The 25,787-nt window shown below is 66.2% G+C and carries 20 protein-coding genes; 14 read left to right on the top strand and 6 right to left on the bottom strand.

Features of this window, described 5'->3' with window-relative positions; translation table 11 throughout:
- Nucleotides 1–19 precede the first annotated feature (19 nt).
- Nucleotides 20–1,900 carry a phosphomethylpyrimidine synthase ThiC gene (gene thiC, locus MJ122_RS19710; protein WP_239745773.1) on the top strand — a complete coding sequence of 627 codons (1,881 nt, stop codon included), beginning with the start codon at nucleotides 20–22 and terminating at the stop codon, nucleotides 1,898–1,900.
- Between the two features lie 134 nt (nucleotides 1,901–2,034).
- Nucleotides 2,035–3,321 (top strand): putative hydroxymethylpyrimidine transporter CytX, encoded by a 1,287-nt coding sequence (gene cytX, locus MJ122_RS19705; RefSeq protein ID WP_239745772.1) that lies wholly within the window; start codon nucleotides 2,035–2,037, stop codon nucleotides 3,319–3,321.
- A gap of 122 nt (nucleotides 3,322–3,443) precedes the next feature.
- Here cytX and MJ122_RS19700 read toward each other — a convergent pair whose 3' ends face one another.
- Nucleotides 3,444–4,196, bottom strand: a complete 753-nt coding sequence (locus tag MJ122_RS19700; protein ID WP_239745771.1) for an RsiV family protein — start codon at nucleotides 4,194–4,196, stop codon at nucleotides 3,444–3,446.
- A 228-nt stretch (nucleotides 4,197–4,424) separates the two neighbouring features.
- Here MJ122_RS19700 and MJ122_RS19695 point away from each other — a divergent pair, with 228 nt between their 5' ends.
- The 11 genes from MJ122_RS19695 (at nucleotide 4,425) to MJ122_RS19645 (ending at nucleotide 16,841) form a co-directional block, all read left to right on the top strand.
- The gene (locus MJ122_RS19695) at nucleotides 4,425–5,042 is read left to right on the top strand and encodes an NUDIX domain-containing protein (protein WP_088416157.1); all 618 of its coding nucleotides are present in this window, start codon (nucleotides 4,425–4,427) and stop codon (nucleotides 5,040–5,042) included.
- A complete protein-coding gene (locus MJ122_RS19690) occupies nucleotides 5,033–5,491 on the top strand; it encodes a DUF1249 domain-containing protein (protein ID WP_045216166.1) in 459 nt (152 codons plus the stop codon). The genes MJ122_RS19695 and MJ122_RS19690 overlap by 10 nt, the downstream gene beginning before the upstream one ends.
- 169 nt (nucleotides 5,492–5,660) lie before the next feature.
- Entirely contained in the window at nucleotides 5,661–6,470 is an 810-nt protein-coding gene (gene cpdA, locus MJ122_RS19685) for a 3',5'-cyclic-AMP phosphodiesterase (RefSeq protein WP_017520421.1), read from the top strand.
- Between the two features lie 75 nt (nucleotides 6,471–6,545).
- Nucleotides 6,546–7,175, top strand: coding sequence for a YqiA/YcfP family alpha/beta fold hydrolase (locus MJ122_RS19680; RefSeq protein WP_239745770.1), 630 nt, complete (start codon nucleotides 6,546–6,548; stop codon nucleotides 7,173–7,175).
- 11 nt (nucleotides 7,176–7,186) lie between these two features.
- Complete coding sequence (gene parE, locus MJ122_RS19675; protein ID WP_088416160.1) at nucleotides 7,187–9,082, top strand: DNA topoisomerase IV subunit B; 1,896 nt, start codon at nucleotides 7,187–7,189, stop codon at nucleotides 9,080–9,082.
- Nucleotides 9,082–10,134, top strand: a complete 1,053-nt coding sequence (locus MJ122_RS19670) for an esterase-like activity of phytase family protein (RefSeq protein ID WP_239745769.1) — start codon at nucleotides 9,082–9,084, stop codon at nucleotides 10,132–10,134. Before parE ends, MJ122_RS19670 begins: the two co-directional genes overlap by 1 nt.
- Complete coding sequence (locus tag MJ122_RS19665; RefSeq protein ID WP_017520417.1) at nucleotides 10,131–10,655, top strand: TIGR02281 family clan AA aspartic protease; 525 nt, start codon at nucleotides 10,131–10,133, stop codon at nucleotides 10,653–10,655. The genes MJ122_RS19670 and MJ122_RS19665 overlap by 4 nt, the downstream gene beginning before the upstream one ends.
- A gap of 7 nt (nucleotides 10,656–10,662) precedes the next feature.
- On the top strand, nucleotides 10,663–12,927 hold the full coding sequence (gene parC, locus MJ122_RS19660; protein WP_088416162.1) for a DNA topoisomerase IV subunit A: 2,265 nt from the start codon (nucleotides 10,663–10,665) through the stop codon (nucleotides 12,925–12,927).
- A 151-nt stretch (nucleotides 12,928–13,078) separates the two neighbouring features.
- Complete coding sequence (locus MJ122_RS19655; protein ID WP_026079199.1) at nucleotides 13,079–13,801, top strand: ABC-type transport auxiliary lipoprotein family protein; 723 nt, start codon at nucleotides 13,079–13,081, stop codon at nucleotides 13,799–13,801.
- A gap of 245 nt (nucleotides 13,802–14,046) precedes the next feature.
- Nucleotides 14,047–15,606 carry a phospholipid carrier-dependent glycosyltransferase gene (locus MJ122_RS19650; protein WP_239745768.1) on the top strand — a complete coding sequence of 520 codons (1,560 nt, stop codon included), beginning with the start codon at nucleotides 14,047–14,049 and terminating at the stop codon, nucleotides 15,604–15,606.
- Nucleotides 15,603–16,841 carry a calcineurin gene (locus tag MJ122_RS19645; RefSeq protein ID WP_239745767.1) on the top strand — a complete coding sequence of 413 codons (1,239 nt, stop codon included), beginning with the start codon at nucleotides 15,603–15,605 and terminating at the stop codon, nucleotides 16,839–16,841. The genes MJ122_RS19650 and MJ122_RS19645 overlap by 4 nt, the downstream gene beginning before the upstream one ends.
- A gap of 1 nt (nucleotide 16,842) precedes the next feature.
- Here MJ122_RS19645 and MJ122_RS19640 read toward each other — a convergent pair whose 3' ends face one another.
- Both MJ122_RS19640 and MJ122_RS19635 read right to left on the bottom strand, forming a co-directional pair.
- On the bottom strand, nucleotides 16,843–17,394 hold the full coding sequence (locus MJ122_RS19640) for a metal-dependent hydrolase (RefSeq protein WP_239745766.1): 552 nt from the start codon (nucleotides 17,392–17,394) through the stop codon (nucleotides 16,843–16,845).
- A gap of 50 nt (nucleotides 17,395–17,444) precedes the next feature.
- Nucleotides 17,445–19,010 carry an AhpA/YtjB family protein gene (locus MJ122_RS19635; protein WP_239745765.1) on the bottom strand — a complete coding sequence of 522 codons (1,566 nt, stop codon included), beginning with the start codon at nucleotides 19,008–19,010 and terminating at the stop codon, nucleotides 17,445–17,447.
- A gap of 235 nt (nucleotides 19,011–19,245) precedes the next feature.
- Here MJ122_RS19635 and serB point away from each other — a divergent pair, with 235 nt between their 5' ends.
- Nucleotides 19,246–20,457: a phosphoserine phosphatase SerB gene (serB, locus tag MJ122_RS19630; RefSeq protein WP_088416167.1), complete on the top strand. Its 1,212-nt coding sequence runs from the start codon at nucleotides 19,246–19,248 to the stop codon at nucleotides 20,455–20,457.
- Nucleotides 20,458–20,651: 194 nt separating this feature from the next.
- Here the strand turns inward: serB and MJ122_RS19625 are convergent, their stop codons facing one another.
- The 3 genes from MJ122_RS19625 to MJ122_RS19615 all read right to left on the bottom strand — a co-directional run bounded on the left by MJ122_RS19625 (nucleotide 20,652) and on the right by MJ122_RS19615 (nucleotide 25,716).
- Nucleotides 20,652–22,736 (bottom strand): EAL domain-containing protein, encoded by a 2,085-nt coding sequence (locus MJ122_RS19625; protein WP_088416168.1) that lies wholly within the window; start codon nucleotides 22,734–22,736, stop codon nucleotides 20,652–20,654.
- A 65-nt stretch (nucleotides 22,737–22,801) separates the two neighbouring features.
- On the bottom strand, nucleotides 22,802–24,610 hold the full coding sequence (locus tag MJ122_RS19620) for a molecular chaperone (RefSeq protein WP_088416169.1): 1,809 nt from the start codon (nucleotides 24,608–24,610) through the stop codon (nucleotides 22,802–22,804).
- A 128-nt stretch (nucleotides 24,611–24,738) separates the two neighbouring features.
- Entirely contained in the window at nucleotides 24,739–25,716 is a 978-nt protein-coding gene (locus MJ122_RS19615) for an HPP family protein (protein WP_239745764.1), read from the bottom strand.
- Nucleotides 25,717–25,787 lie beyond the last annotated feature (71 nt).

The raw sequence follows: 25,787 nt of genomic DNA, 5'->3' as shown, positions 1-25,787 counted from the left end.
TCACCCCAGGAGAGCCAGGATGAGCACCCAGAAAAACAACGTCACCCGCCTTGAACAGCTGGATCGCCAGTCGACCCAGCCTTTCCCGAATTCGAAAAAGGTCTACCTGACCGGCTCGCGCCCGGACATCCGTGTGCCCGTGCGGGAAATCTCCCTCGCCGATACCCCCACCGCCTTCGGCGGGGAGAAGAACGCCCCGGTGATGGTCTACGACACCTCCGGCCCCTACACCGACCCGGACGTGCGCATCGACCTGCGCAAGGGCCTGCCGGACGTGCGCTCGCGCTGGATCGACGAGCGCGGCGATACCGAAATCCTCCCCGGCCTGACTTCCGAATTCGGCCAGTCGCGCCTGGCCGACGCCAGCCTCGACGCGCTGCGCTTCGCCCACGTGCGCACCCCGCGCCGCGCCAAGGCTGGCAAGAACGTCACGCAGATGCACTACGCGCGCCAGGGCATCATCACACCGGAGATGGAATACATCGCCATCCGCGAGAACATGAAGCTGCAGGAAGCCCGCGCCGCCGGCCTGCTCGATGCCCAGCATCCGGGCCAAAGCTTCGGCGCCAGCATCCCGAAGGAAATCACCCCCGAGTTCGTCCGCGAGGAAGTGGCCCGCGGCCGTGCGATCATCCCGGCGAACATCAACCACACCGAACTGGAACCGATGATCATCGGCCGCAACTTCCTGGTGAAGATCAACGGCAACATCGGCAACAGCGCGCTGGGTTCCTCCATCGAGGAAGAAGTGGAAAAGCTCACCTGGGGCATCCGCTGGGGCGCCGACACGGTGATGGACCTGTCCACCGGCAAGCACATCCACGAGACCCGCGAGTGGATCCTGCGCAACAGCCCGGTGCCCATCGGCACCGTGCCGATCTACCAGGCGCTGGAGAAGGTCAATGGCATCGCCGAGGACCTGACCTGGGAAATCTTCCGCGACACCCTGATCGAACAGGCCGAGCAGGGCGTGGACTACTTCACCATCCACGCCGGCGTGCTGCTGCGCTACGTGCCGCTGACCGCCAAGCGCGTCACCGGCATCGTTTCCCGCGGCGGCTCGATCATGGCCAAGTGGTGCCTGGCCCATCACCAGGAAAACTTCCTCTATACGCATTTCGAAGAGATCTGCGAAATCATGAAGGCCTACGACGTCAGCTTCTCGCTGGGCGATGGCCTGCGTCCGGGCTCGGTGGCCGACGCCAACGACGCCGCGCAGTTCGGCGAACTGGAGACCCTTGGCGAGCTGACCCGCATCGCCTGGAAGCATGACGTCCAGGTACTGATCGAAGGCCCCGGCCACGTACCGATGCACCTGATCAAGGAAAACATGGAGAAGCAGCTGGAGTGCTGCGACGAGGCGCCGTTCTACACCCTCGGGCCCCTGACCACCGACATCGCGCCGGGCTACGACCACATCACCTCCGGCATCGGCGCGGCGATGATCGGCTGGTACGGCTGTGCCATGCTCTGCTACGTCACGCCCAAGGAACACCTGGGCCTGCCGAACAAGGATGACGTGAAGACCGGGATCATCACCTACAAGATCGCGGCGCACGCCGCCGATCTTGCCAAGGGCCATCCGGGCGCGCAGATCCGCGACAACGCGCTGTCCAAGGCGCGCTTCGAGTTCCGCTGGGAAGACCAGTTCAACCTCGGCCTGGACCCGGACACCGCCCGCGCCTTCCACGACGAGACGCTGCCCAAGGACTCGGCCAAGGTCGCGCACTTCTGCTCCATGTGCGGGCCGAAGTTCTGCTCCATGAAGATCACCCAGGAAGTCCGCGACTACGCCAAGGAGAACGGCCTCACCGATGAGCAGAAAGCCATCGAGGCCGGGTTCCAGCAGCAGTCCGCGCGCTTCAAGGAAGAAGGCTCGGTGATCTACAAGCAGGTGTGACCGGGTAGCGCCCATAGGAGCGGACTTCATCCGCGATTGGCATCCGACTGCACGAGAGCATCGCGGATGAATCCGCTCCTGCAAAAACCAAAGCAGAAACAAAACCTATTCCAATACTGAGCCCTGCACGCATCGTGACCACCACCGCCACCAATTATTCCCCCACCGTCGCCGTCGATAGCGCCCAGCGTGTGCTGGGCCTGCGCGACGTGTTTTCCCTCTGGTTCTCCCTCGGCATCGGCCTGATGGTGCTGCAGACCGGCGCGCTGCTGGCGCCTGGCCTGGGCCTGGCCGGCGCTCTGGGCGCGATCCTGCTCGGTACGCTGGTCGGCGTGCTGCTGCTGGCCAGCGCCGGGGTGATCGGCACCGACACGGGCCTGGCCGCCATGGCCTCGCTCAAGCTGAGCCTGGGTAGCCACGGCGCGGCGCTGCCGGCGCTGCTCAACCTGCTGCAACTGGTGGGCTGGGGCGCCTTCGAGATCATCGTCATGCGCGATGCCGCCAGCCTGCTGGCGGGCCGTGCCCTTGGCGACGGCAGCGGCTGGACCAGCCCGGCACTCTGGACCCTGGTGTTCGGCGCCCTGGCGACCCTGCTGGCAGTCAGCGGGCCGCTCGCCTTCGTTCGCCGCGTGCTGCGCCGCTGGGGTATCTGGCTGCTGATCGCCGCCTGTATCTGGCTGACCTTCGACCTGTTCCAGCGCGCCGACCTGGCCGCGCTCTGGGCCAAGGCTGGCGACGGTTCGATGCCGTTCGCCGTGGGCTTCGACATCGCCATCGCCATGCCGCTGTCCTGGTTGCCGCTGATTGCCGATTACTCGCGCTTCGGCAAGCGCGCCGGGCACACCTTCGGCGGCGCCGCGCTGGGCTTCTTCATCGGCTGCTTCTGGCTGATGGGCCTGGGCGTGGCCTACACCCTGGCCTTCGCCGAGGGCAGCGACGCCAACGCGCTGCTGCTGGCACTGGCCGGCGCCGGCATGGGCATCCCGCTGCTGCTGATCCTGCTGGACGAATCGGAGAAGGCCTTCGCCGACATCCACTCGGCGGCGGTGTCCAGCGGCATCCTGCTGCCGCTCAAGGTCGAGCACCTGGCGCTGGCCATCGGCGTGATCTGCACCCTGATCGCCTGGTTCGCGCCGCTGGCGCAGTACCAGAACTTCCTGCTGCTGATCGGCTCGGTATTCGCCCCGCTGTTCGGCGTGGTGCTGGTGGACCATTTCGTCCTGCGCCGCCGCGCGCCGGCTGCTATTCCTCACGGCCTGCGCTGGGGCTCGCTGTTGGCCTGGGCCGGTGGCGTGGTGGTCTATCACCTGCTGGCGAATTACCAGCCGGACCTGGGCGCGACCCTGCCGGCGCTGGTGGTGGCGGGTGTGCTGCAGCTGCTGCTGGGGTGGGGTGGGGCGAAGGTGCCGGCTTCGGCCTGATGCGGGCCCTGCGCCAAACGGGGCAGGCAATCGCGGATGAAGCCCGCTCCTACGCACATGCTGAAATCTGGCGTAGGAGCGGACTCCGTCCGCGATGATTCGCCGGCAACTCCAGTGCTGATCTACTGCGTACCGCGCCCCGGGAAGTAATAGGTCTTCACGATGCCGTTCAGGCGCGGATACGGAATCTTCAGCTCCGGGTGTCCGACCGAGTGCGGGGCGATGCGGTCGATGTCGTACTTGAGCGTCATGGCGCCGTAGGTGAGGGCGAAGTGCTCGGTCGGCTGGAACGGCCAGTCCTTCGAGAAGTTCGGGTCCTGCTCGTCCAGCTTGTTCTGCAGAATCCACGCCTGGTGCGCCATGCGCGCCACCTTCCAGAAGTTGTCCTCCTGGCCGGGCAGGAGAATGTCCTGCAGGCTGAGCACTTTGTGGAGGCGTCGATCATAATTGATGAACGCGCGGCCGGGCTGGCCGTACTCGCCGCCGGTGAAGCGATAGCTGGACAACTCGATGATCACCAGACCGTCATGCTGTTCGCGGATCTTGGCCTGCAGGTAACTGCTCCAGCCCGGCTGGGCCGAATCGAGGAAGCGCTTCTCGTAGACATCCAGGTTCGCGGGGATCGTGCCGTCGCCTTCGCGGGCCAGTTGCAGCAGCTGCCTGTTGATCGCTTCGTTGAGCGCCGGTTCGTCGTCGAAGCTGACAGTGTCGAGATTGAACAGCGGGCATTGATCGCCCTGGCAATCCGGCTTGGCGTGTTCGAAGGCGGTGTGTTGCGCGGTCAGCGGTTCGTCGAGCGCGGGCTTGAACAGACCCTGGCATGCCCCCAGTAACAGGCTGATGCCGCAAAGGGCTGCTAGTTTCAGAAGTCGCATGGGATTCCTTGTCGTGGACATTCGCCGGCAATGGAGTGGTTCGACCGCCACTGGCGCTGCCGGTTCGGCGGTGGATTATGAACCACTTTGCGAACCACGGCTGCGTGCGGCGGTCACAGGCCATCTGGCCATTCGCCTGCTGGCAAAAGAGGCTGCGTGAGCCTCGGTGGCGCGATAGGATGGCGCGAAGTTCAACGTACAGTCAGTAGGAACGGGAGTAGGAACGGGATGTCGGAAACGTTCAAGCCAGGCCCCCAGGACATCGAGATCCAGAAGCGCGAACAGTGCTTCAAGGGCTTCTACAAGGTCGACCGCCTGCACCTGCGCCACCGCCAGTTTGCCGGCGGCATGGGACCGGTGCTCAAGCGCGAGCTGTTCGTGCGCCACGATGCCGTGTGCGTACTGCCTTACGATCCACAGCGCGATGAAGTGGTGCTGATCGAGCAGTTCCGAGTCGGCGCCATGGACGCCGGGGTCAATCCCTGGCTGATGGAACTGGTGGCCGGGCTGATCGACAAGGACGAGGAGCCCGAGGAGGTCGCCCGCCGCGAAGCGGTGGAGGAAGCCGGCCTGACCCTCGGCGCGCTCTGGCCGATTGCGCAGTACCTGCCATCGCCCGGCGGCAGCAACGAACTGGTCCACCTGTTCGTCGGCCGCTGCGACAGCAGCAATGCCTCGGGTATCCATGGCCTCGAAGAAGAGGGCGAGGACATCCGCGTCCATGTCTTGCCTTTCGAGGAAGCACTGCAGGCCGTGCGTGACGGCCGCATCAATAACGCGGCGAGCATGCTCGCCCTGCAATGGCTGGCGCTGAACCGCGCCGAGGTAAGGGGGTTATGGGTGTGAATCTGCTGCGCGAGCGCTATCGCGTCGACCTGGCGGGGTTGCAGGCGACCTGCGAGGCGAACTACTTGCGCCTGATGCGCCTGTTGCCGGAAATGCGCGAGGCCCAGGTCTCACGCCGTGTGGCGCTCAGCGAAGGCGAGCGGCTGCTCGGCGTGCTGGCGCTGGATGTGATCGAAGCCTGTCCGTACACCACCGTACTGCAGGTGCGCCAGGAACTGGGCCTGCCCTGGCTGCCGGCGCCCAAGCTGGAAGTGCGGGTGTACCACGACGCGCGCATGGCCGAAGTGGTCGGCGCCGAGCAGGCGCGCCGCCTGCTGGCGATCTATCCCTACCCGAACCAGGCGATGCACCAGCCGGACGAGAAGAACCAGCTCAACCAGTTCCTCGGCGAATGGCTGAGCCACTGCCTGTCCTGCGGCCACGAACTCGAGCCGGTGCTGCAACGCTGATATCTCGATGATGGCCAAATGGCATGGCGGCGCGTGATATTCTGCCCGCCCATCGCAGACTCGTGTCCCTAACTGTGATCTGTGACGCTTTCCCGGTTTGCTCAGGGGGGCGCCTGTCACCATACTTCGTCACGAATTCCCGCACGCCCGCCTCACAGGAGAAGGCGTTTTGCCCACCCAGCCCACCGCTTCCGATTCCGTCCTGGTCGTCCAGCTTTCCGACAGCCACCTGTTCGCGCAAGAGAACGGCCGGCTGCTGGGCATGGACACCGCCGATAGCCTGACGCAGGTCGTGCGCCTGGTCGGCGAGGAGCAGCCGGCGATCGACCTGGTGCTGGCCACGGGTGATCTCTCCCAGGATGGCTCGGTGGAGTCGTACCAGCGCTTTCGCGCCATCACCGCGCCGATTTCCGCGCCCATCCGCTGGTTTCCCGGCAATCACGACGAAATGCAGCCCATGCGCGAAGTCGCCGCCGGTACCGACCTGCTCGACCCGGTGATCGACCTGGGCGCCTGGCGCGTGATCCTGCTGGATTCCACCATCCCCGGCGCGGTGCCGGGGCAGATGAGCATCGAACAGATCCAGTTGCTGGAGCGCGCCATTCAGGCCGCGCCGGACAAGCACCTGCTGATCAGCTTCCACCACCATCCGGTGCCTATCGGCAGCCAGTGGATGGACCGTATTGGCATCTACAACCCGGAGCGGTTGTTCGCCGTGCTCGACCGCTACCCGAACGTACGCTGCCTGCTCTGGGGGCACGTGCACCAGGAAATCGACCGCCTGCGCGGTGACGTGCGCCTGCTGGCCTCGCCCTCGACCTGCGTGCAGTTCACACCGGGCAGCGAGGACTTCTGCGTCGACAGCCCCGCGCCTGGCTACCGGTGGTTGCGCCTGCTGCCCGACGGGGGAGTGGAAACCGGCGTTTCGCGGGTGACCGACATCGCGTTCGAAGTCGACTACAGCATCAAGGGCTATTGATCGGTCACGCTTAGAACGCCTTGCGACGCTGACCCACTTGCGGCATGCCACTTGCAGCTTGTAGCCTCCCGGCCCATGACCGCATTCCTCTATATCCACGGATTCAACGGTTCGCCCGGCTCGCACAAGGCGCGCCAGTTCATGGCCGCCATGGAGCGCCTGGGCCTGGCCGATCAGGTGCGCGTGCCCGCGCTGCATCACCATCCGCGCAAAGCCATGGCGCAGTTGGAGTCCGCCGTCGCCGAACTGGGCCAGCCGCTGCTGATCGGCAGCTCCCTGGGCGGCTACTACTCGACTTACCTGGCTGAGCGCCATGGCCTGAAGGCGGTGCTGATCAACCCGGCCGTGGCCCCGCACCGGCTGTTCGACGGCCAGCTCGGCCCTCAGACCAACTATTACAGCGGCGAGACCTGGGAGCTGACCCTGGACCACGTCGCCGCGCTGGCGGAACTCGAAGTCCCCGCACCCATCGATGGCGCGCGCTATCAGGTATGGCTGCAGACCGCCGACGAGACTCTCGACTACCGTGCGGCCGAGCGTTACTACCGGGCCGGGGCGCTGCGCATCGAGTCCGGCGGCGACCACGGCTTCCAGCGCTTCGTCAGCCATCTGCCGGCGCTGCTGGCTTTCGCCGGCGTGCCGTCCAGCCAGTGGCGCGACGTGGATTTCTCCGAATTTGAAGCCATCACCTCTTCGACTGATTAAGCAGGAACCCCATGGCCCAGCAGAACGCCTATAACGCAGACGCCATCGAGGTTCTCTCCGGCCTCGACCCGGTGCGCAAGCGCCCGGGCATGTACACCGACACCACCCGGCCCAACCACCTGGCCCAGGAAGTCATCGACAACAGCGTCGACGAAGCCCTTGCCGGCCACGCCAAGAGCGTGCAGGTGATCCTCCACGAGGACAACTCGCTGGAAGTGATCGACGACGGCCGCGGCATGCCGGTGGACATCCACCCCGAAGAGGGCGTGCCCGGCGTCGAACTGATCCTCACCAAGCTGCACGCCGGCGGCAAGTTCTCCAACAAGAACTATCAGTTCTCCGGTGGCCTGCACGGTGTAGGCATCTCGGTGGTGAACGCGCTGTCGACCCTGGTCGAGGTGCGCGTCAAGCGTGACGGCAACGAATACCGCATGACCTTCGCCGACGGCTTCAAGTCCAGCGACCTGGAAGTGATCGGCACCGTCGGCAAGCGCAACACCGGCACCAGCGTGCATTTCTGGCCGGACGCCAAGTACTTCGACTCGCACAAGTTCTCCGTCAGCCGCCTCAAGCACGTGCTCAAGGCGAAGGCCGTACTGTGCCCGGGCCTGCTGGTGACCTTCGAGGACAAGTCCAGCGGCGAGCGCATCGAGTGGCACTACGAGGACGGCCTGCGCTCCTACCTGGTCGACTCGGTGTCCGAGAACCTGCGCCTGCCTGACGAGCCGTTCTGCGGCGCGCTGGCCGGCAACAAGGAAGCCGTGGACTGGGCCCTGCTGTGGCTGCCCGAGGGCGGCGAATCGCTGCAGGAAAGCTACGTCAACCTGATCCCCACCGCCCAGGGCGGCACCCACGTCAACGGCCTGCGCCAGGGCCTGCTGGACGCGATGCGCGAGTTCTGCGAATTCCGCAACCTGCTGCCGCGCGGCGTGAAGCTGGCCCCGGAAGACGTCTGGGAGCGCATCGCCTTCGTCCTCTCGATGAAGATGCAGGAGCCGCAGTTCTCCGGCCAGACCAAGGAGCGCCTGTCCTCCCGCGAAGCCGCCGCGTTCGTCTCCGGCGTGGTCAAGGATGCCTTCAGCCTGTGGCTCAACGCCCACCCCGAGCTGGGCCTGCAACTGGCTGAACTGGCCATCAGCAACGCCGGCCGGCGCCTCAAGGCGGGCAAGAAGGTCGAGCGCAAGAAGATCACCCAGGGCCCGGCATTGCCCGGCAAACTGGCCGACTGCGCCGGGCAGGACCCGATGCGCGCCGAGCTGTTCCTGGTGGAGGGTGACTCCGCCGGCGGCTCGGCCAAGCAGGCGCGGGACAAGGAATTCCAGGCGATCATGCCGCTGCGCGGGAAGATCCTGAACACCTGGGAAGTGGACGGCGGCGAAGTGCTCGCCAGCCAGGAAGTCCACGATATCGCCGTGGCCATCGGCGTCGACCCGGGGGCCGCCGACCTGACCCAGCTGCGCTACGGCAAGATCTGCATCCTCGCCGACGCCGACTCCGACGGCCTGCACATCGCCACCCTGCTCTGTGCATTGTTCGTCCGCCACTTCCGCCCGCTGGTGGAAGCCGGCCACGTCTACGTCGCCATGCCGCCGCTGTTCCGTATCGACCTGGGCAAGGAAGTCTTCTACGCCCTGGACGAAGCCGAACGCGACGGAATCCTCGATCGCCTGGCCGCCGAGAAGCGCCGGGGCAAGCCGCAGGTCACCCGATTCAAGGGCCTGGGCGAGATGAACCCGCCGCAGCTGCGCGAAACCACCATGGACCCGAACACCCGCCGCCTGGTCCAGCTGACCCTGGAAGACACCGACGGCACCGTGGAAATGATGGACATGCTGCTGGCCAAGAAACGCGCCGGCGACCGCAAGTCCTGGCTGGAAACCAAGGGCAACCTGGCGGACATCGCCTGATGCGCGGATTGCTGGCCTGCTCCTGGCTGATCACGGGGCTTTGCGCGGGACTTGCCGTCGCCGCCCAGGCACCCGAGCAGGCTCCCAAGGCTGCCGCGTCGCTCGCCGCGCCCATGGCGCCGGCGTCGTTGCAGTTCGTCGCGGAACATCCGGTGGAAGGCATGCCCAGCGGCAATCTCTCCGGATTGGCGTTGTGCGGCAGCGAGATGTGGACGGTGTCCGACCGTGACGACGACCGCATCTACCGCCTGCTCATCGACGAGACGCCGGGCAAGGCCTGGCAGGCTACCGCCGAGCCCTTCGTGGTGCCGGGCACGCCGGAAAGCGGTTTGTCGTGGGGCACGCGCGCGCGGGTCAGCATAGGCGGCCTGCTGCGTGGCGGCGCCATGGATTTCGAAAGTATCAGCTGCGACCAGGCGGGCAACCGCTATGTGGTCAGCGAGGGCTATGCCGCCGTCCTGCTGTTGCCCGCCGTTGGCGAGCCGAGCTGGCTGCCGCTGCCGCAGAGCCTGCTGCGCCAGGCCCGTGCCAGTGGCCTGCTGATGGAGTTCAACGCGCTCTACGAAGGCGTCGCCGTCAGCGCCGACGGCAAGCAGCTGTGGCTGGCCGCCGAGCGCCAGCGCCGTGGCCTGCTCAAGGTGCACAACGAGAATGGCACCTGGAAATGCGAGGGCAACTGCGTGATGCTCAGCGAAGGCGGCACCGCGCTGCCGCCGCCTGAGCTGGGCGCCGAGCGCGCGCTGCCGATCGATTTCTCCGACCTCGCGCTGTACAAGGACAGGCTGTTCACCCTGGAGCGCCTCGCGCACCAGATCTGCCGCCGCGATGCGAAGACCGGCGTGCAGGAACAGTGCTGGTCCTTCGCCGCAGGCGCGCTGGCACCGGAGCGGCGCTATGACCTGCCCTATGGCGTGGCCGAGGCGCTGATCCTCGACGATGCGGGCGCCTGGATCGGCCTGGACAACGGCGAGCACGCCCGCGCCGACGGCGATAGTCGTCCCTACGTGCTGCGCTTCGCAGCACCGGCCGGCGGCTGGCTCGGTGGCAAATGAACGACGCGGTGCCGGGCAAGCGGATCGGCAAGATCATGATGTTCCTCGCCTGGGGCGCGGGCATTCTGCTGGCCACCCGCTATTTCGGCGCCTGGGAAACCCGCCAGCACAACCCCAACCCGCAGCCGCAGTCGACCCATGCCAGTGGCCAAGTGGAAGTGCGGCTGGTGGGCAATCGCTCCGGCCACTATGTGGCGGATGGCCGGATCAATGGCGAGGCGGTGACCTTCATGCTCGACACCGGCGCCACCCAGGTGGCCCTGCCGCAGCGCCTGGCCGACCGCCTCGGCCTGCCGCGTGGCTTGCCGGTGACCCTGGACACCGCCAACGGCCGCAGCCAGGGCTGGCGCACGCGCCTGCCCAGCCTGCAGCTTGGCGACATCCGCCTGACCGATGTGCCGGCGCTGATCGCGCCGGGCATGGAAGGCGACGAGGTGCTGCTCGGCATGAGCGCACTCAGACAACTCGATTTCACCCAGCAGGACGGCACCCTGGTGCTGCGCCAGCGATCCAAACCGTGAGGCACGCATGAGCGAAACCCTCGATCTGAGTCTGGAGGGCGTGGAGCGCCGGTCACTGGCCGACTTCACCGAACAGGCTTACCTGAACTACTCCATGTACGTGATCATGGACCGTGCGCTGCCGCATATCGGCGACGGTCTCAAGCCTGTGCAACGGCGCATCGTCTATGCCATGAGCGAACTGGGCCTGGACGCGGACGCCAAGCACAAGAAATCGGCGCGTACCGTCGGCGACGTGCTGGGTAAATACCACCCCCACGGCGACTCGGCGTGCTACGAAGCCATGGTGCTGATGGCGCAGCCGTTCTCCTACCGCTACCCGCTGGTGGATGGCCAGGGTAACTGGGGGGCGCCGGACGATCCCAAGTCCTTCGCCGCCATGCGTTACACCGAGGCCCGCCTGTCGCGCTATGCCGAGACCCTGCTCTCCGAGCTGGGCCAGGGCACCGCGGACTGGGTGCCGAACTTCGACGGCACGATGGAAGAGCCGGCCGTGCTGCCGGCGCGCCTGCCCAACCTGCTGCTCAACGGCACCACCGGTATCGCCGTGGGCATGGCCACCGACATTCCGCCGCACAACCTGCGCGAAGTGGCTGCTGCGTGCATCCGTCTGCTGGACGAGCCGCAGGCCACCGTCGCCGACCTGATCGAACACGTACCGGGCCCGGATTTCCCCACCGAGGCGGAAATCATCACCCCGCGCGCCGACCTGCAGAAGATCTACGAAACCGGCCGCGGCTCGGTGCGCATGCGCGCCGTGTACCGCGTCGAGGACGGCGACATCGTGGTCACCGCGCTGCCGCACCAGGTCTCCGGGGCCAAGGTGCTGGAGCAGATCGCCGGCCAGATGCAGGCCAAGAAGCTGCCGATGGTGGCCGACCTGCGCGACGAGTCGGACCACGAGAACCCGACCCGCATCGTCATCATCCCGCGCTCCAACCGCGTGGATGCCGAAGAACTGATGACCCATTTGTTCGCCACCACCGACCTGGAAAGCTCGTACCGGGTGAACATGAACGTCATCGGCCTGGACGGCAAACCCCAGGTCAAGGATCTGCGCCAGGTGCTCAGCGAATGGCTGACCTACCGCACCGACACCGTGCGCCGCCGCCTGCAGTTCCGCCTGGACAAGGTCGAGAAGCGTCTGCACCTGTTGGAAGGCTTGCTGGTCGCCTTCCTCAATCTCGACGAAGTCATTCACATCATCCGCACCGAGGATCAGCCCAAGCCGGTCCTGATGCAGCGTTTCGAGCTCTCCGAGCTGCAGGCCGACTACATCCTCGACACCCGCCTGCGTCAGTTGGCGCGCCTGGAAGAGATGAAGATCCGCGGCGAGCAGGACGAACTGGCCAAGGAGCGCGCCAAGCTGCTGGCGATCCTGGGTTCCAACGCCAAGCTGCGCAAACTGGTGCGCGACGAACTGCTGGCCGACGCCGAGACCTACGGCGACGACCGCCGTTCGCCCATCGTCGCCCGTGCCGAGGCCCGCGCCCTGTCGGAAACCGAGCTGATGCCGACCGAGCCGGTGACCGTGGTGCTGTCCGAGAAGGGCTGGGTGCGCTGCGCCAAGGGTCATGATATCGACGCCACCGGGCTTTCCTACAAGGCCGGCGACGGCTTCAAGGCGGCCGCGCCGGGGCGCTCGAACCAGTACGCGGTGTTCATCGACTCCACGGGGCGCAGCTACTCGCTGGCGGCCCACAGCCTGCCCTCTGCCCGTGGCCAGGGCGAACCGCTGACCGGTCGCCTGACGCCGCCGCCGGGCGCGTCCTTCGACCGTGTGCTGCTGCCGGAGGATAATGCCCTGTATGTGCTGGCCTCGGATGCCGGTTATGGCTTCGTCGCCAAGGGCGAGGACATGCAGGCCAAGAACAAGGCCGGCAAGGCGCTGCTCAGCCTGCCCAGCGGCGCGCAAGTGATGGCGCCGCGGCCGGTAAATGATTTGGAACAGGACTGGATCGCCGCAGTCACTACCGAAGGCCGCCTGCTGTTGTTCAAGGTCTCCGACCTGCCGCAACTGGCCAAGGGCAAGGGCAACAAGATCATCAGCGTGCCGGGCGAGCGCGTGGCGAGCCGCGAAGAGTACCTGACCGACCTGGCGGTTCTGCCGTCGGGCGCGACCCTGGTACTGCAGGCAGGCAAGCGCACGCTCTCCCTCAAGGGCGACGACCTGGAGCACTACAAGGGCGAAAGGGGCCGCCGAGGTAATAAACTGCCGCGTGGTTTCCAGCGAGTGGATGCCTTGCTGGTAGAATCGCTGTCTCAGGATTGAAACGCGGTTCGATACATTCTGCCTCTGGAGCTCAGGCGCCGGTTAGGGGATGATACGTCCCTTTGGCTACCGGCGCCTTGGCGCGTTGCCTGAAGTTATTGTGAAATTTGTTGGAAGTAGCGCCGAAATCCGGCGAATGACGGTGATCCAGATGAGCGCGTGGCGCGTCTTGGCCTTTCTTTCCCTCGCCAGCCTTCTCGGGCTGACGGGGTGTACAGTGAACCGACCGACCCAGCTGTACCAGCTGGATGCCGGTGCGGTTCCTGTCCCGACCCGTGACAACGGAGTCGCAGTACTGCTCGGCCCGGTGTCCCTGGCCGATTACCTGAAGCGCGAGACCATGGTCCAGCGTCAGGCCGACGGTATCCTCAATCTGTCCACCGAAGCCCGCTGGGCCGGCAGCCTGGAGACCAACGTCAGCCAGCAGCTGATGCGCCTGCTTTCGGGGGAGCTGGACAGCACCCGCCTGGCGCTGTTCCCGGAGAAGCCCGGCTTCACCCCGCAGGTGCAGGTCATGCTGACCATCAGCCGCCTGGACTCCGGCCCCAAGGAGCCGGCGGTACTGGAGGCGCGCTGGCGCCTGCTCGACCAGAAGGGTGAGTTGCGCGACAGCCGTGTCTTCCGCGAGGAAGAGGCACACTCGGGCAGCGTGCAGGACCAGGTGCGCGCCCAGGGCGATCTGCTGCGCAAGCTGTCCGTGCAGTTGGCCCGCGACGTGCGACCGGTCGCTGCGGCGATTGCCGAGCAGCAGGCCGCTCCGCCACGCAAGCCGGCGGTGGCGAACACCGAGCAGGTGGCCAAGCCCAAGGAAGAGGGGCCGAAAATTCCGCTGGTGGTGCCGATCCGCACCGATGTCGAGGTTTACCGCTTCTAAGCCTCAGTCAGTCGATACGCACTTTCACGGCCCGCAAGGCATGGCTTTGCGGGCCGTTCTGCGTCTGGCGTGGCCGCTTTTGACATCTTCTTGACGGCCTCCGTGGTATTTACGGGCCCTTGTGCAGGCGATTGGCGCCCGGACGTTTCCGAGCGGGACCTGCAAGAGACTCGCGCGTGTCTTCACTCCCCCCTATTCCCGGTGTTCAGGCGGATTCCGCCCTGAGTCGTCAGACGTTTTGCGTCATGCTGGCGACCCTGCTGCTGTTCCTGCTTGGCGTGCAGGGCGATGCCTTCGTCGGCTTCGACTCGCGCTTCGTCCTGTTCGCCCGCGAAATGCTGCGTCATGGTCCGGGCTGGTTCCCGACCACCTATGGCTTGCCCTACCCGGACTATCCGGCGACCTCGACCTTCCTGATCTACCTGCTGTCGCTGCCGCTGGGACGGGTCAGCGAATTCACCGCCTGGCTGCCCACTGCACTGGCCGGGGCCATTTGCGCCGGGGTGGTCTATCGCCTGGTGGCGCCTTTTTCGCGCTCATGGGCGTTGATCAGCGTGGCGATGCTGCTGCTGACCGCCACCTTCGTCAGCGAGACGCGCGCGGTTTCCCTCGACCTGATGGTCGCCGCCGTGGGCCTGCTGGCCTTCTACGCCGCCTTCCACGCCCATCGGTTTGGCGTGTCGGGACTGTTGGTGCGCGTGCTGCCCCTGCTGCTGCTGGGCTTTGCCCTGCGTGGTCCGCTGGGGCTGGTAGTGCCGGCGGGTATGGTCTGCAGCCAATTGCTGCTGGATCGACGCTGGAAGCCGCTGTTCGCCTTTTCCGCCAGTGCTCTGGCGCTACTGATCCTCTGCGTGTTCGTGCTGATCGCCCTGGCGCGCTCCTCGGGCGGCGAGGCTTTCGTCCAGGACGTCCTGCAGATGCAGGTGATCGGCCGCCTGGATGGCTCTGCCGGTTCCAGCGATGCGCTCTATTACTTCCGCAGTTCGCTGGGCAACTATGCGCTGGCGTTCCCGCTGGCGCTGCCGGCGCTGGTGCTGCTCTGGCCGCGTCGCCACGAGCCCGCGTTCCGTCTGGTGGCGGGTTGCGCCCTGGCGGCGCTGGTGGTCATGGCCGGCCTGTCGGTGCCGCAAGCCAAGAAGGCCCGCTACATCATCGCGCTGGCGCCGCTGGCGGCCATCATCGCGGGCTACCCATTCATGGTCGCTGGCGGTCGGTTGGCGCAGCTGCTTCGCGGTTTGCTGCGCTTCCTGTGGTTGGTCCTGCCTGCCTTGCTGCTGGCCGGCTTGTGGTTGGCCTGGAAGCGTTATCCGCAGGAGGTCGCCGCGCTGGGCTGGCGCGTGCCGGCCTGCATAGTGGCGCTCGCGGCGCTGCTGGTTTTCGGCGCGTTGCGCTGGCAGCGCCCGGCGGCGCTGGCGCTGGGGGCGGCGCTGGCGCTCTGGGCAAGCTACATCCTGGTCTTCGAGCCGACGGAACATCGTCTCTACGACTCCCAGGCGTTCTCCCGCGAGCTGGTCCGCCGGCTTGACGCGCAGCCTGCGCCGCTGGCGCTCTATGGCATGGCACCGGACGCGCGCGCGATCAAGCTGATGGTCAACCTCGACCGCGACCTTCAGCCGCTGTTCCTCGATCGCCCTGGTCAACTCGCGGCGCAGAATGGCCCGTTCTATCTGATGATCCAGGCGCGCGATGCCGAGCGTATCGCCGCCGCTCTGCCTGCGGCCTCGCAGCAGCTGTTCGAAGGCCGTTTCGACAATGACACCTACCGCCTGCTACGCCTCCCCGGAGTGGGCTCCAACCCCTTATGAAAGCACTGATTTCCCTGCTTGCCTGCTGCCTGCTGCTGGGTGGCTGCGGTGATTCGGATACCCAGGATGTCGTCGAACGAGACCAGGCATTCTTCCGCCAGCATCCGCTACCGCCCCTGGAGCTCGTCTCCGGCGGCGGCAGCTTCGTCCTGCCGTTGCTGCCGGACACCCAGTTCTACGCGGAGAACAACCACCGCAAGCGCCATCTGTTCCGCAGCGAGGAGCGCTTCCCCGACCTGCCGTACCAGCCGGCATTGGCCTTCTTCGCCCAGACCTCCTGGCTGGCCAGGCACGCCGAGGTGTTGCAGGTTCCGCTGGTGGTGCACCTGGGGGACGTGGTGGAAAACGCCGGTGTCGCCACTCAATGGCAGACCGCCAGCGGCGCGATGCGCATCCTGGAGGAGCGCGGCGTTCCCTATAGCATCGCTACAGGGGAGCGTGACGTGCATGAAGAGGCCAGCACCGATGATCGGCGCTCCTTCCTCGATCGTTTCTCCGATCACTTCGGCCCCGAGCGCGCCGCCTGGCAGAGCACCTATGTCGGCAGCGACCCCAAGGGGCTGAGCCAGGTGCACATGTTCCAGCGCTACGGTCAGTCGTTCATGTTGCTGGCGCTGGACTGGAATCCCTCGGACACCACCCTCGTCTGGGCGCAGAGCGTCATCGACCAGCATCCGCACGTGCCCGTCATCCTCGCTTCGCACAGCATCCTGCGGCGCAATCCCAGCGGTATCGCGGAGCTGTCCCACGAGGACAACGCCAGCGGCGAGCTGCTGTGGGACCGCTTGATCCGCCGCAACGACCAGATTTTCCTCACCCTGAACGCCCATGCCGATGGCGCAGTGCACACGCGGATGCTCAATGACCTGGGGCACAGCGTGGACATGGTGATGGTCGACTACCAGCACCAGTACCTGGGTGGCAACGGCCTGCTGCAACTGCTCGAACTGGATCTGCGGCGCAACCGCATTGCCGGACTGGCCCTGTCACCCTGGGTGTTGTGGAAGCGCCAGGTCTACCCGCAAGCCTACAAGCCCTGCGAGTCGCCCGAGGCACTGCGCGATTGCGACCAACTGATGCCGGAGGATTCGCCTGGCTGGAACAACCGCTTCCAGATCGAGCTGGATTACCAGGCGCGGTTCGGCAGTTTCCAGGGCTATAGCGCGCAGTTGCCGCAACAGAGCGGGCAAGCATCGTTACTGGATCAACTCCAGGCGCAACTCGACAAGCACTGAGTCAGCCGGCGCTGCGTGAGTCGCGGCGACAGAGCAGGCGGCGTGCAGTGGTACCGGCAATGGCTACGGCGAGGCAGGGCAGCCAGACCCAGCGCGCCTCGGACAGCAGCACCTCCAGCCCGCGCGGGCTGAAGAAGCGCGACAAGCCGATGGGCGAGACTTCGATGGGGTGCAGCCGCAGGAAGTAGCGCTGGTCGCTCCACGGCCAGAGCCAGGCCACCCCAAGCCCACCATCAGTCATCGCATCCAGCATGCTGTGGGATGCGGTCGCCAGGCCGATCCACAGGCCGGCTTTCAAGGGGCCGCTACCCAGCAGGCGGCAGCAAAGCGCCCCGAGCACCCCCAGGCAGGCTGCGAACAGCAACGAATGGCTGAAGCCGCGGTGACCTAAGGCATCGCTATAGGCGATGCCGAGCTTGAAGGCGACCACATCGAGGTCGGGCAGGCAGGCGGCAAGCATGCCGGCCAGCAGCAGGCGCGGCGGGATGAAGCGCGAGCCGAGCGCAAGGCCCACGGCAAGCGCGGGCAGGGGATGGGTGATCAGGGTAGTCATGGAATCCTTTCCACGAGGGGCCCGGCGGCCCCCTCTCTTTCTAGTGGGGGTCAGGTCGTGCGCAGGGCGCGCATACGCGAGAGCTGACGCTCCAGCATGGACGGGTAGGGTTCCTTCAGCCATTCCACGCAGCAGGCGTTTTCCGGGCTGGCGATGGGGCGGATGCGTGCCCGTTCGCGGACCTTCTCGTCGTCGCCGATGGATTTCTCCACCAGCAGCAGGTTGCGGCTGTGCTGGCTGAGCGCCAGGGCGTCCTGGGCCGAAGCGTCCTGCAGCAAATCGGCCTGTTCCAGGTCGGCGATATCCTCGCCCAGTACCAGGCCCAGTTGCAGTTGCAGGGTGATGCCGCTATCGGCCACCTCGATCTGCAGGGCATGGCCCAGGGCGCGCATCAGCTCGCCGCAGCACAGCGCGTTGGTCAGGAATTCCTCGTCCTGGTCGCGGCTGTGGAAGAGGATCAGGCTGCCGCCATCGCTGAGGGTATAGAGCGCGCCCTTGTACAGGCGCGCGGCCTGCTCCAGGCAGTCGCGGTAGCGTTGCAGCAGGTCGACCAGGCGAGCGCGCGGCAGGCGACGCAGTTGTTCCTGTGCGCCCAGTTGCACGGCCAGCACGGCGCTGGGGCCGGCGGAAACCGGCTCCGGTTCGGCTTCGGGCTCTTCTTCGACGCCGATTTCGTCTTCGGCTTCCTCTTCCACCGCCGCCTCGAACTCTTCCTCGGGGAAGTCTTGGTCCTCGCCCGCCTTGCGGCGCGCGGCAGGGGCGAGCAGTTCTTCGTCGGAGAAAATGTTCTCGTCGAACTCGTGTTCGTCTGTGGAGCCGGTTGCTTCCAGTGACGGCTCCCTGGCGGCGGGCTTGCCTGCCTTGGCCGGCGCTTTCGGGCGCGGAGCGGGGGCGCTGGCCACCGGCTCCGGGGCCGGCGGCTTTTCGGGCACCAGTCGCGCTTGCAGTTGGCGGGCGAGGTCGCCGATCTCGTTCTGCAGGCCGGCGCCTGGCGCGGGGTCGTCCGGGTCGCGCAGCCAGACACGAAGCTGCAGCAGCGGTGTGGAAATCTGCCGCCCCAGGCGCAGGCCGAAGGTCAGGGTGAGCAGCAGCAGGATCAGGCTGATCAGCCCCATGCTCTGCAGGCTGACGGTCATCGGCTGCTCGAACTGATGCATGTCGAGGCTGATGCGCAGGTGGCCGGCGATCACTTCCTGGAAGGTGATGGGCGTGGAGTACAGGCCCTCGGCGTCGCCCAGCAGGCCCTGCTTGGGCCGCGTGCCGGACTCCGCGAGGATGCGGTTGTCCACGCTGTAGATGGCCGCATGGGCCACCAGCGGGTTCTTCGTCAGGTTGTTGAGCAGCACATTGAGGCTGAGGAGGTCGTTGGACACCAGCAGCTCGGTGGCCGACTGCGCGGTCTGCGTGGTCAGGCTCTGGCCAAGGGCGTCGGCCTGCTGCTGCATGGCCTGCTTGAACTGCATGCCCATCACCCAGGCGTAGATCACCAGGGCGGCGGCCACCAGCAGCAGGCCGTGGATGGCGATGCGCAGCGCAATCGGCACGCGGCGCTGGCGCAGGGCGTGGAAGAGCAGCAGGAAGAAATTGTCGGGCTTGACGGAGGTGGGCCGGGTCACAGCGGGCTCGGTCTTCTCTAAGGCAGATGCGGGCCAGTATAACGAGGCCCTAACGGGGGGCAAAGCGCCGCAGGTTCCGTCAAGGCGGCGAAAGTCGGCAGGCCGCACCGATCTGCCGCGCATTCCGATCGGCGGTGCCGTCTCTCGAACAGTGGGCGGGCGGGCGAGCGGAGCATCCGAGAGGCAGCGAAAGCAGGTAGAATGTCGGCCTTTTTTCCATGGCGGAGACAGCGCCTTGCGCGAGATCGTCCTGATCAACATCACCGGGGAAGACCGCCCCGGCCTCACCGCGGCCATTACCGGCGTCCTGGCGCAGGGTGGCGTGAACATCCTCGACATCGGCCAGGCGGTGATCCATGACACCCTGTCCTTCGGCATCCTGGTGGAAATTCCGGATACCGAGCGGGCCTCGTCGGTGCTCAAGGACGTGCTGTTCACGGCCTACAAGCTCGACCAGCAGGTGCGCTTCACGCCGGTGTCCGAAGACGATTACCGGCAGTGGGTCGGTGGCCAGGGCAAGCCCCGCCACATCGTGACCCTGCTCACCCGCCGGGTGACCGCCGAGCAGTTGCAGCGGGTCAGCTCCATCACTGCCAAGTACGGCCTGAACATCGACCAGATCGATCGCCTGTCCGGGCGCATGCCGCTGGATACGCCGGCCGACGAAGGCAAGGGCTGCATCGAGTTCTCCGTGCGCGGCGAGCCTGCCGATCCGGCGGCCTTGCGCGCCGAGTTCCTCAGCGTGGCCCAGGAGCTGAACGTCGACATCGCCTTCCAGCAGGACTCGGTGTTCCGTCGCAACCGTCGCCTGGCGGTGTTCGACATGGACTCGACGCTGATCGAGGCCGAAGTGATCGACGAGCTGGCCAAGGCCGCCGGTGTTGGCGAGCAGGTCTCCGAGATCACCGAGCGCGCCATGCGCGGCGAGCTGGACTTCCGTGCCAGCTTCAAGGAACGCCTGGCGCTGCTGCAGGGCCTGTCCGAGGACGTGCTGGAAGAGATCGGCGCCTCGCTGCGCCTCACCGAAGGTGCCGAAACCCTCTTCGCCGAACTCAAGCGCCTGGGTTACAAGACCGCGATTCTCTCCGGCGGCTTCAGCTACTTCGCCAAGCAGTTACAGGCGAAGCTGGGCATTGACTACGTGTTCGCCAACGAACTGCAGATCGTCGACGGCAAGCTCACCGGCGTGGCCATCGAGCCCATCGTCGACGCCCAGCGCAAGGCCGACCTGCTGCGCGAACTGGCGGCGAAGGAAGGCCTGCAACTGGAGCAGACGATTGCCGTGGGCGACGGCGCCAACGACCTGCCGATGCTGGGGCTGGCCGGGCTGGGCGTGGCTTTCCGCGCCAAGCCGCTGGTCAAGCAGTCGGCCAAGCAGGCGATTTCCACCCTGGGGCTGGACGGCATCCTCTACCTGCTCGGCTTCCGTGATCGCGAAGGTGCCTGATCCGCACGGGTCGACGCCGGAATGAAAAAGCCGCCCCTCGGGGCGGCTTTTTGTTGTCGCATGCTATGGATGGCTCGGCGTGAAGCCAACCCAATCGCGGACAGAGTCCGCTCCTGCGCGCAGGCTGGGGGTAGGAGCGGACTCTGTCCGCGATGGATCACCCCTCAATGCTGGAGCTGCGCCGTGACTGGCGCTTATTCATCCGAGGCGAAGTCGTAGTCCATCGCCTGGCTCGGGCCCTGCAGGTAGCGGCCCTGGATGTAGTTGGCGCCGGCCTGCCAGAGCGTGGCCAGTGCGGTGGCGCTTTCCACCATGGGCACGATGGTCAGTTTGGCCTGGGCGTGCAGGCTGGCCATCAGGGTCTTCAGGTTTTCCTGGTTTTCCGGAATGTTCAGGTCCTGCACGTAGGAGCCATCGACCTTCACGAAGTCGACGTTCATGTGCTTGAGCGTGTTGAACGGGTTGAGCGCGCAACCGAACTGGCACAGCGCGATCTGGCAGTGCAGCTCCGCCAGCCCTTGGCTGAGGATCTTGGCCTGGCGCAGATAGGCGATGGCGTCCGGTTCGCTGATCTGCACGATCAGCGCGTCGGCCGGCAGGCGCGAAGCCTTCAGCGCCACGCTCAGCCACGGCAGCAGTTCCGGGTCCTGCAGGCTGGGGCCCGAGAGATGCACGAAGAGCTTGGTCTCATGGCCCTTGGCGCGATGCTCGGAGAGCAGCTTGATGGAGTTGAGCAGCACCCAGCGGTCGATCTTCTCGGCCAGGCCGCTGGCCTTCGCGGCATTGAGGAAATCTGCCGGAGGCACTTCCTCGCCCTGCGGGTTGAGCAGGCGCAGCAGCACTTCGTAGTGCTCGTGGGTATCGCCGCGCAGGCTGATGATCGGCTGGAACAGCAGGCGGAAGCTGTTCTGCTCCAGCGCCTGGCGGACGATTGCGCTGACGTCGCCACGGTACGCGGCGGCGGCCAGCTCATCGGCCGGGTTGAAGACCTTCAGGCCGTTGCCGTCCTTCTGCGCGATCTCGTCGGCGCCGCGGTGGGCGCGTTCGATGACGTCCTGGGGACGGGTGGTCTTCTCGTCCAGCCCGGCGGTGCCGATGGACAGGGTGACCTGCGCGGTGCGGCCATGGATGTCGAACAGGTGGCCTTCGACCTTTTTCAGCAGGGCGCTGAAGCGAGGCGCGGATTGTTCCGGGGTTTCGCCCGGCAATAGCGCGGCGAAGACGTCGTCGCTCAGGCGGGCCAGTTGGACCTGCTCGGGGAATTGACCGCGCAGCAGGTTGCCCAGGTCCGCCAGCAGCAGGTCGATGCTGGCGACGCCGAGGTCGAGCTGGAGGGCCTGGGCGCGATCGAGCTGCATGTAGGCGAAGGTCGCCGGCTGGCCGGCGGTTACTGCGCGCTCGACGGCGCCATCCATCAGGTCGAGGAAGTGGGCGCGGTTGAACAGGCCGGTGACCAGGTCCTGACTGCTGACTTCGCGCAGCTTTTCTTCGAGCTGGGCATTGTCGGATTCGGCGCGGATCACTACCTGGATGCAAGGCTCGCCGTCGTAGGTCGCCGGCGAGAAGGTCATGCGCGCGGCGAACGCCTGGCCGTCGCTGCGGATGCCGCTGCAGGCCAGGTCGAGGTTGTCCTCGCTGCTGTCCTTGGAGGGATGGTAGCCCTTGAGGAAATCCTTGAAGTTGGCCTGGTCGCAACCGGCGATCAGGTCGATCATCGGCATGCCTTCCAGCTCCTCGGCGTCTTCATAGCCGAACAGGCTGACGTAGGCGCGGTTGGCGTAGATGTGCATGCCGTCGTGGACGTAGGTGATGGCGTCCACCGAGCTGTCCAACAGCAGCTGGCAGCGCTTCTCCGCTTCGCGCAGGGCGACTTCGGCGGCGCGGCGCGCGCGGCGTTCCTCGAGGTTGGCCAGTTCGCGGTTGGCCACCAGGATCAGCCGCTCATCCTCGCCTTGCGGCAGGGCATCCTGCGCGCCGAGGGCCAGGGCCTCGGTCACGGCGTCGGAATCGTTGCCGCCGACCAGTTGGATGAAGGGGATGTCCTTGGCCTGGCGGCGGATCGCGCCCAGCGCTTCGCTGGGGTCCAGCGCCTCGGCTTCGGGCGCTGCGATCAGCAAGTCCCAGCCCTGGGGCAGGATGTCCGTCAGGTCTTCGCTGGAGGTGATACGGTGGACGCGGGTCGCGCGACCGGCGTTGCGGAACAGGCTGACCAGGCGCTCGGCTTCGTTCTGCGAGTCTTCCAGGATCAGCAGGCGGATGGTTTTCTTTTCATTGGCCATGGGGAAGGCTGCTTATACCGCGCTGGACGGCAGCAAAGAGGCGACGAAAGGGAATTCTCCGGAATCTACAGAGACTTCCATAGGGAGTCAAAGTCTTCCTCCCCACTATTGGGACGAGCGTTCGACCCTGTGATGGGCTTATCGCTCGGAAGGCCGGCCGCGTCCTGCGCCTGGTATTCGAACTGAGTGAAGCTGGCAGTGGCGGTGACCTTGCGGGTCAGGGTGGCGCGGCGCTCGTCCCCGTTCAGGTTGAGCTGCACGCGGTTGCCTTCCTGGAAGGGCAGGCGCGGAGTGATGACGGTGGCCGGGCGCGAGATCGCGGCAATCTCCGGCAGCAGCAGGGCGCGCAGGTACTGGCTGCCCTGTTCGGTCTTGCGCAGCAGTTGCAGGCCGCAAGGCTGGGCCAGCGGAGCGACGAGCTCGATGCCCATCTGCGTGCCGCCGCCACGGACCTGGCGGATCCAGCGCACCACGGCGACGCTCCAGCCGTGCTCCGGCGTGTCCTGGATGCCCAGCAGTTCGCCGGCCTGCAATTGGCTCGGGATTTCCTTCGGCCAGGTCAGGCAGTAGCCGCCGGGGCTGTGGTTGACGATGGCAAGGGTGTGGACGGGGTAGTCGTCACGCGTGCTTTCCGCGGTGAGGCTGCCGCCGCGGTCGTCGGCGTTGCGCGGTGCGGTGTATTCGATCTCTTCCAGCGGCATGCCGGGCTGCCAGTCGTTGACCTTCTGCGCGTCGAAAGCGCCGGACCAGGCGTCCTTCACCTCGGCCTTGAAGGTCGGTACCTGCTCCTGAACCTGGATTTTCAGCAGCTCATTGAAGCTTTTGCGGCCGGCAAGGAAATAGTGCAGGGCGCTCATGCCGATGCACAGGGTCAGTTGGCCCTGGCCGGGAGTGCGGTGGAATGTGCGTTCGGCGATGTCGCCCCAGGCGGCCGCGAGGTGCTGCAGCAGGTCGATGCTGATGCCCTCGGGCACCTTCAGGCGCGCCTGTGCACGATTCTCCGGCGGCAGCAGCAGGTACTCGCGGATGAGGTCCACCAGTGGTTGCGGGTCGATGCCCAGGCCGCCGGCGAGATCGCTTTCCTTGAATAGGGTGCGGTAGCGTGGCGGGCCATCTACCTGGGGCACCACCACGAACAGCGTGGAGGCCGCATCGGCGGCCTGGACTCTCACCTGAGTCGTCCAGCTCTCGAGAGCTTCGGCAACGCGGGCGATGTTGTTCTGGCGCATCTGGTTGCAGCGTGCAGAGCCGAGCATCAGCGCCACCAGGTAGGCGTGCTCGATGGACAGCCCTTGGGACTGGCGCGCCAGGGCGTCGCGCACCGGGGTGTGCTGCAGGCCGTGCTGGCGGGCCAGTTGGTAGAGCTGGTGGAGTTCCAGCCACAGGTGCTCGGGCACCGGGCAGTACAGCTGCGAGGCGCGCACCAGAGGCCCGCAGAGACTGCGAATGGCGCGCTGGATGGCGGCGGTCATGACCTGGGCGCGCTCGCGGGTGAAGCGCGAAGCTTCACGTACGACGATGAGCTTGTAGCCGATGGCCAGATGGTTCTGCAGCGCCTGGCAGAGATTGGCGACCTTGCGCGGGCGCTCGTCCAGGACAATGGACTGGTTGAGGAAATGCCGCTCCAGGTTATGGCAGACGAAGTGGACTTCCGGGCGGAACAGCTCCAGCAATTGCAGACGCGTTTCGACCGGCAGCTTGAGCTGGTTGAGTTCGATCAGGCCTTGGTAGAGCTGGCGGGCAGTCTCCCCGAGGTTGGCCTTGGGCAGGTGATCCAGCCAGTTTTTCAGCTCGCGCGTGTTGGCGTTGCAGAAGCTCAGGCTCTCGTGCGTCGGGGTGGGGACACGTAGAAACTGCTGGGGACTGTTGTCCATGGCGGGAATGGTTTCTCCACAATCCGCTTCGTTGTACGAACCGGTTGGTCATTACTGTCGGCTTTTTCCGAACTCTAGCAGCATCCGTGGCCCGCCGCAGCCCATCGCCCGACTGGTGCGCGGACAGGTCACGGCAGTGGCGTTTCGCCTTTTATCTGGCGTTGCAGAGCGTCGCGCGACGAATCCTGGGCGGTGACGCGGACCCACCCGTCCCCCTGGGGCATCACCGCATGCGCGGCCCAGTCGAGCAGGTCCTGGCGCCGGCAGACACCGGTGTTGCCCTTGCCTGCACCGGCCACCACCTTGTAGACCACCTGGTCCTGGCGGCCGCGCTTGCCCGGGTGGTCGTCGATCACCTGGCGCACGGCCCAGGCATCGCCGCTCTGGGCATTGCTGTAGCTGGCGCCGAGCAGGATGTCGTCGGGCGTCAGGCGCTGTGCCTGGGCGTGTTGCTGGGCCAGTTGGAGGATCTTCAACAGATCGTCGAACTGTACGTCGATGTAGGAATCCATCTTGCGCAGCGCGTGATACAGGTCTTCCGGCGCCGGCCCGGCGGAAAGCTTCGGCGTGGCCGGCAGGCGCGCCAGCGGAGCGGGATAGCGGCGCCAGGCGAACAGTCCGTTGAAGGCCACGGCGACGGCAAGGATCAGCACCACATTGAGCAGCACCGGACTGAGCACATAGTGAAAGCCCAGGGCGCTGATCGCCGGCCCGCCGGAGACCGCCGCCAGCGCGGTGGCACCGCCCGGCGGGTGGATGCAGCGGGCGTAGTGCATCACCAGGATGGCCGCGCCCACTGCCAGGGCCGGGGTAAAGGATTGCTCAGGGAAGAGCTTCTGGCAGATCACCCCGACCAGGGCTGAGAGTACCTGCCCGCCCAGCACTGCCCAGGGCTGCGACAGCACGCCGTGGGGAACGGCGAACAGCAGCACGGCGCTGGCGCCCATGGAGGCGACGACCCAGATGGCCGCTTCGCCGGGCAATACCCAGTGGGTAACGGCGTAGATGGCGGCGATGCCGCAGAGCGCTCCGATGGCGGAGAGCCATTTTTCAAGATGACTGGTGGCGTTGGCTCGCCAGCCCATCAGGTGCAGGAAACGATTCATGGCAGAACTGGCACGATGAGGCACAAAGCAGTGGCAGGCGGCTCGTTGGCCGCCTGCCTTATGGACAGCAG

The organism is Pseudomonas sp. DP-17, assembly GCF_022380625.1.
In the GTDB taxonomy this organism is placed as follows: domain Bacteria; phylum Pseudomonadota; class Gammaproteobacteria; order Pseudomonadales; family Pseudomonadaceae; genus Pseudomonas; species Pseudomonas nitroreducens_A.
The sequence above is the reverse complement of the archived record's forward strand: the minus strand, read 5'-3'. Positions and strand labels throughout refer to the sequence as shown.

Coding starts and splice junctions, on each gene's coding strand:
- MJ122_RS19700 (WP_239745771.1), bottom strand. CDS start 4,196: ATGCGACTTCTGAAACTAGCAGCCCTTTGCGGCATCAGCCTGTTACTG.
- MJ122_RS19670 (WP_239745769.1), top strand. CDS start 9,082: ATGCGCGGATTGCTGGCCTGCTCCTGGCTGATCACGGGGCTTTGCGCG.
- MJ122_RS19655 (WP_026079199.1), top strand. CDS start 13,079: ATGAGCGCGTGGCGCGTCTTGGCCTTTCTTTCCCTCGCCAGCCTTCTC.
- MJ122_RS19690 (WP_045216166.1), top strand. CDS start 5,033: ATGGGTGTGAATCTGCTGCGCGAGCGCTATCGCGTCGACCTGGCGGGG.
- MJ122_RS19680 (WP_239745770.1), top strand. CDS start 6,546: ATGACCGCATTCCTCTATATCCACGGATTCAACGGTTCGCCCGGCTCG.
- MJ122_RS19640 (WP_239745766.1), bottom strand. CDS start 17,394: ATGACTACCCTGATCACCCATCCCCTGCCCGCGCTTGCCGTGGGCCTT.
- thiC (WP_239745773.1), top strand. CDS start 20: ATGAGCACCCAGAAAAACAACGTCACCCGCCTTGAACAGCTGGATCGC.
- MJ122_RS19645 (WP_239745767.1), top strand. CDS start 15,603: ATGAAAGCACTGATTTCCCTGCTTGCCTGCTGCCTGCTGCTGGGTGGC.
- parE (WP_088416160.1), top strand. CDS start 7,187: ATGGCCCAGCAGAACGCCTATAACGCAGACGCCATCGAGGTTCTCTCC.
- MJ122_RS19620 (WP_088416169.1), bottom strand. CDS start 24,610: ATGGACAACAGTCCCCAGCAGTTTCTACGTGTCCCCACCCCGACGCAC.
- MJ122_RS19695 (WP_088416157.1), top strand. CDS start 4,425: ATGTCGGAAACGTTCAAGCCAGGCCCCCAGGACATCGAGATCCAGAAG.
- MJ122_RS19625 (WP_088416168.1), bottom strand. CDS start 22,736: ATGGCCAATGAAAAGAAAACCATCCGCCTGCTGATCCTGGAAGACTCG.
- MJ122_RS19650 (WP_239745768.1), top strand. CDS start 14,047: ATGCTGGCGACCCTGCTGCTGTTCCTGCTTGGCGTGCAGGGCGATGCC.
- MJ122_RS19615 (WP_239745764.1), bottom strand. CDS start 25,716: ATGAATCGTTTCCTGCACCTGATGGGCTGGCGAGCCAACGCCACCAGT.
- MJ122_RS19665 (WP_017520417.1), top strand. CDS start 10,131: ATGAACGACGCGGTGCCGGGCAAGCGGATCGGCAAGATCATGATGTTC.
- parC (WP_088416162.1), top strand. CDS start 10,663: ATGAGCGAAACCCTCGATCTGAGTCTGGAGGGCGTGGAGCGCCGGTCA.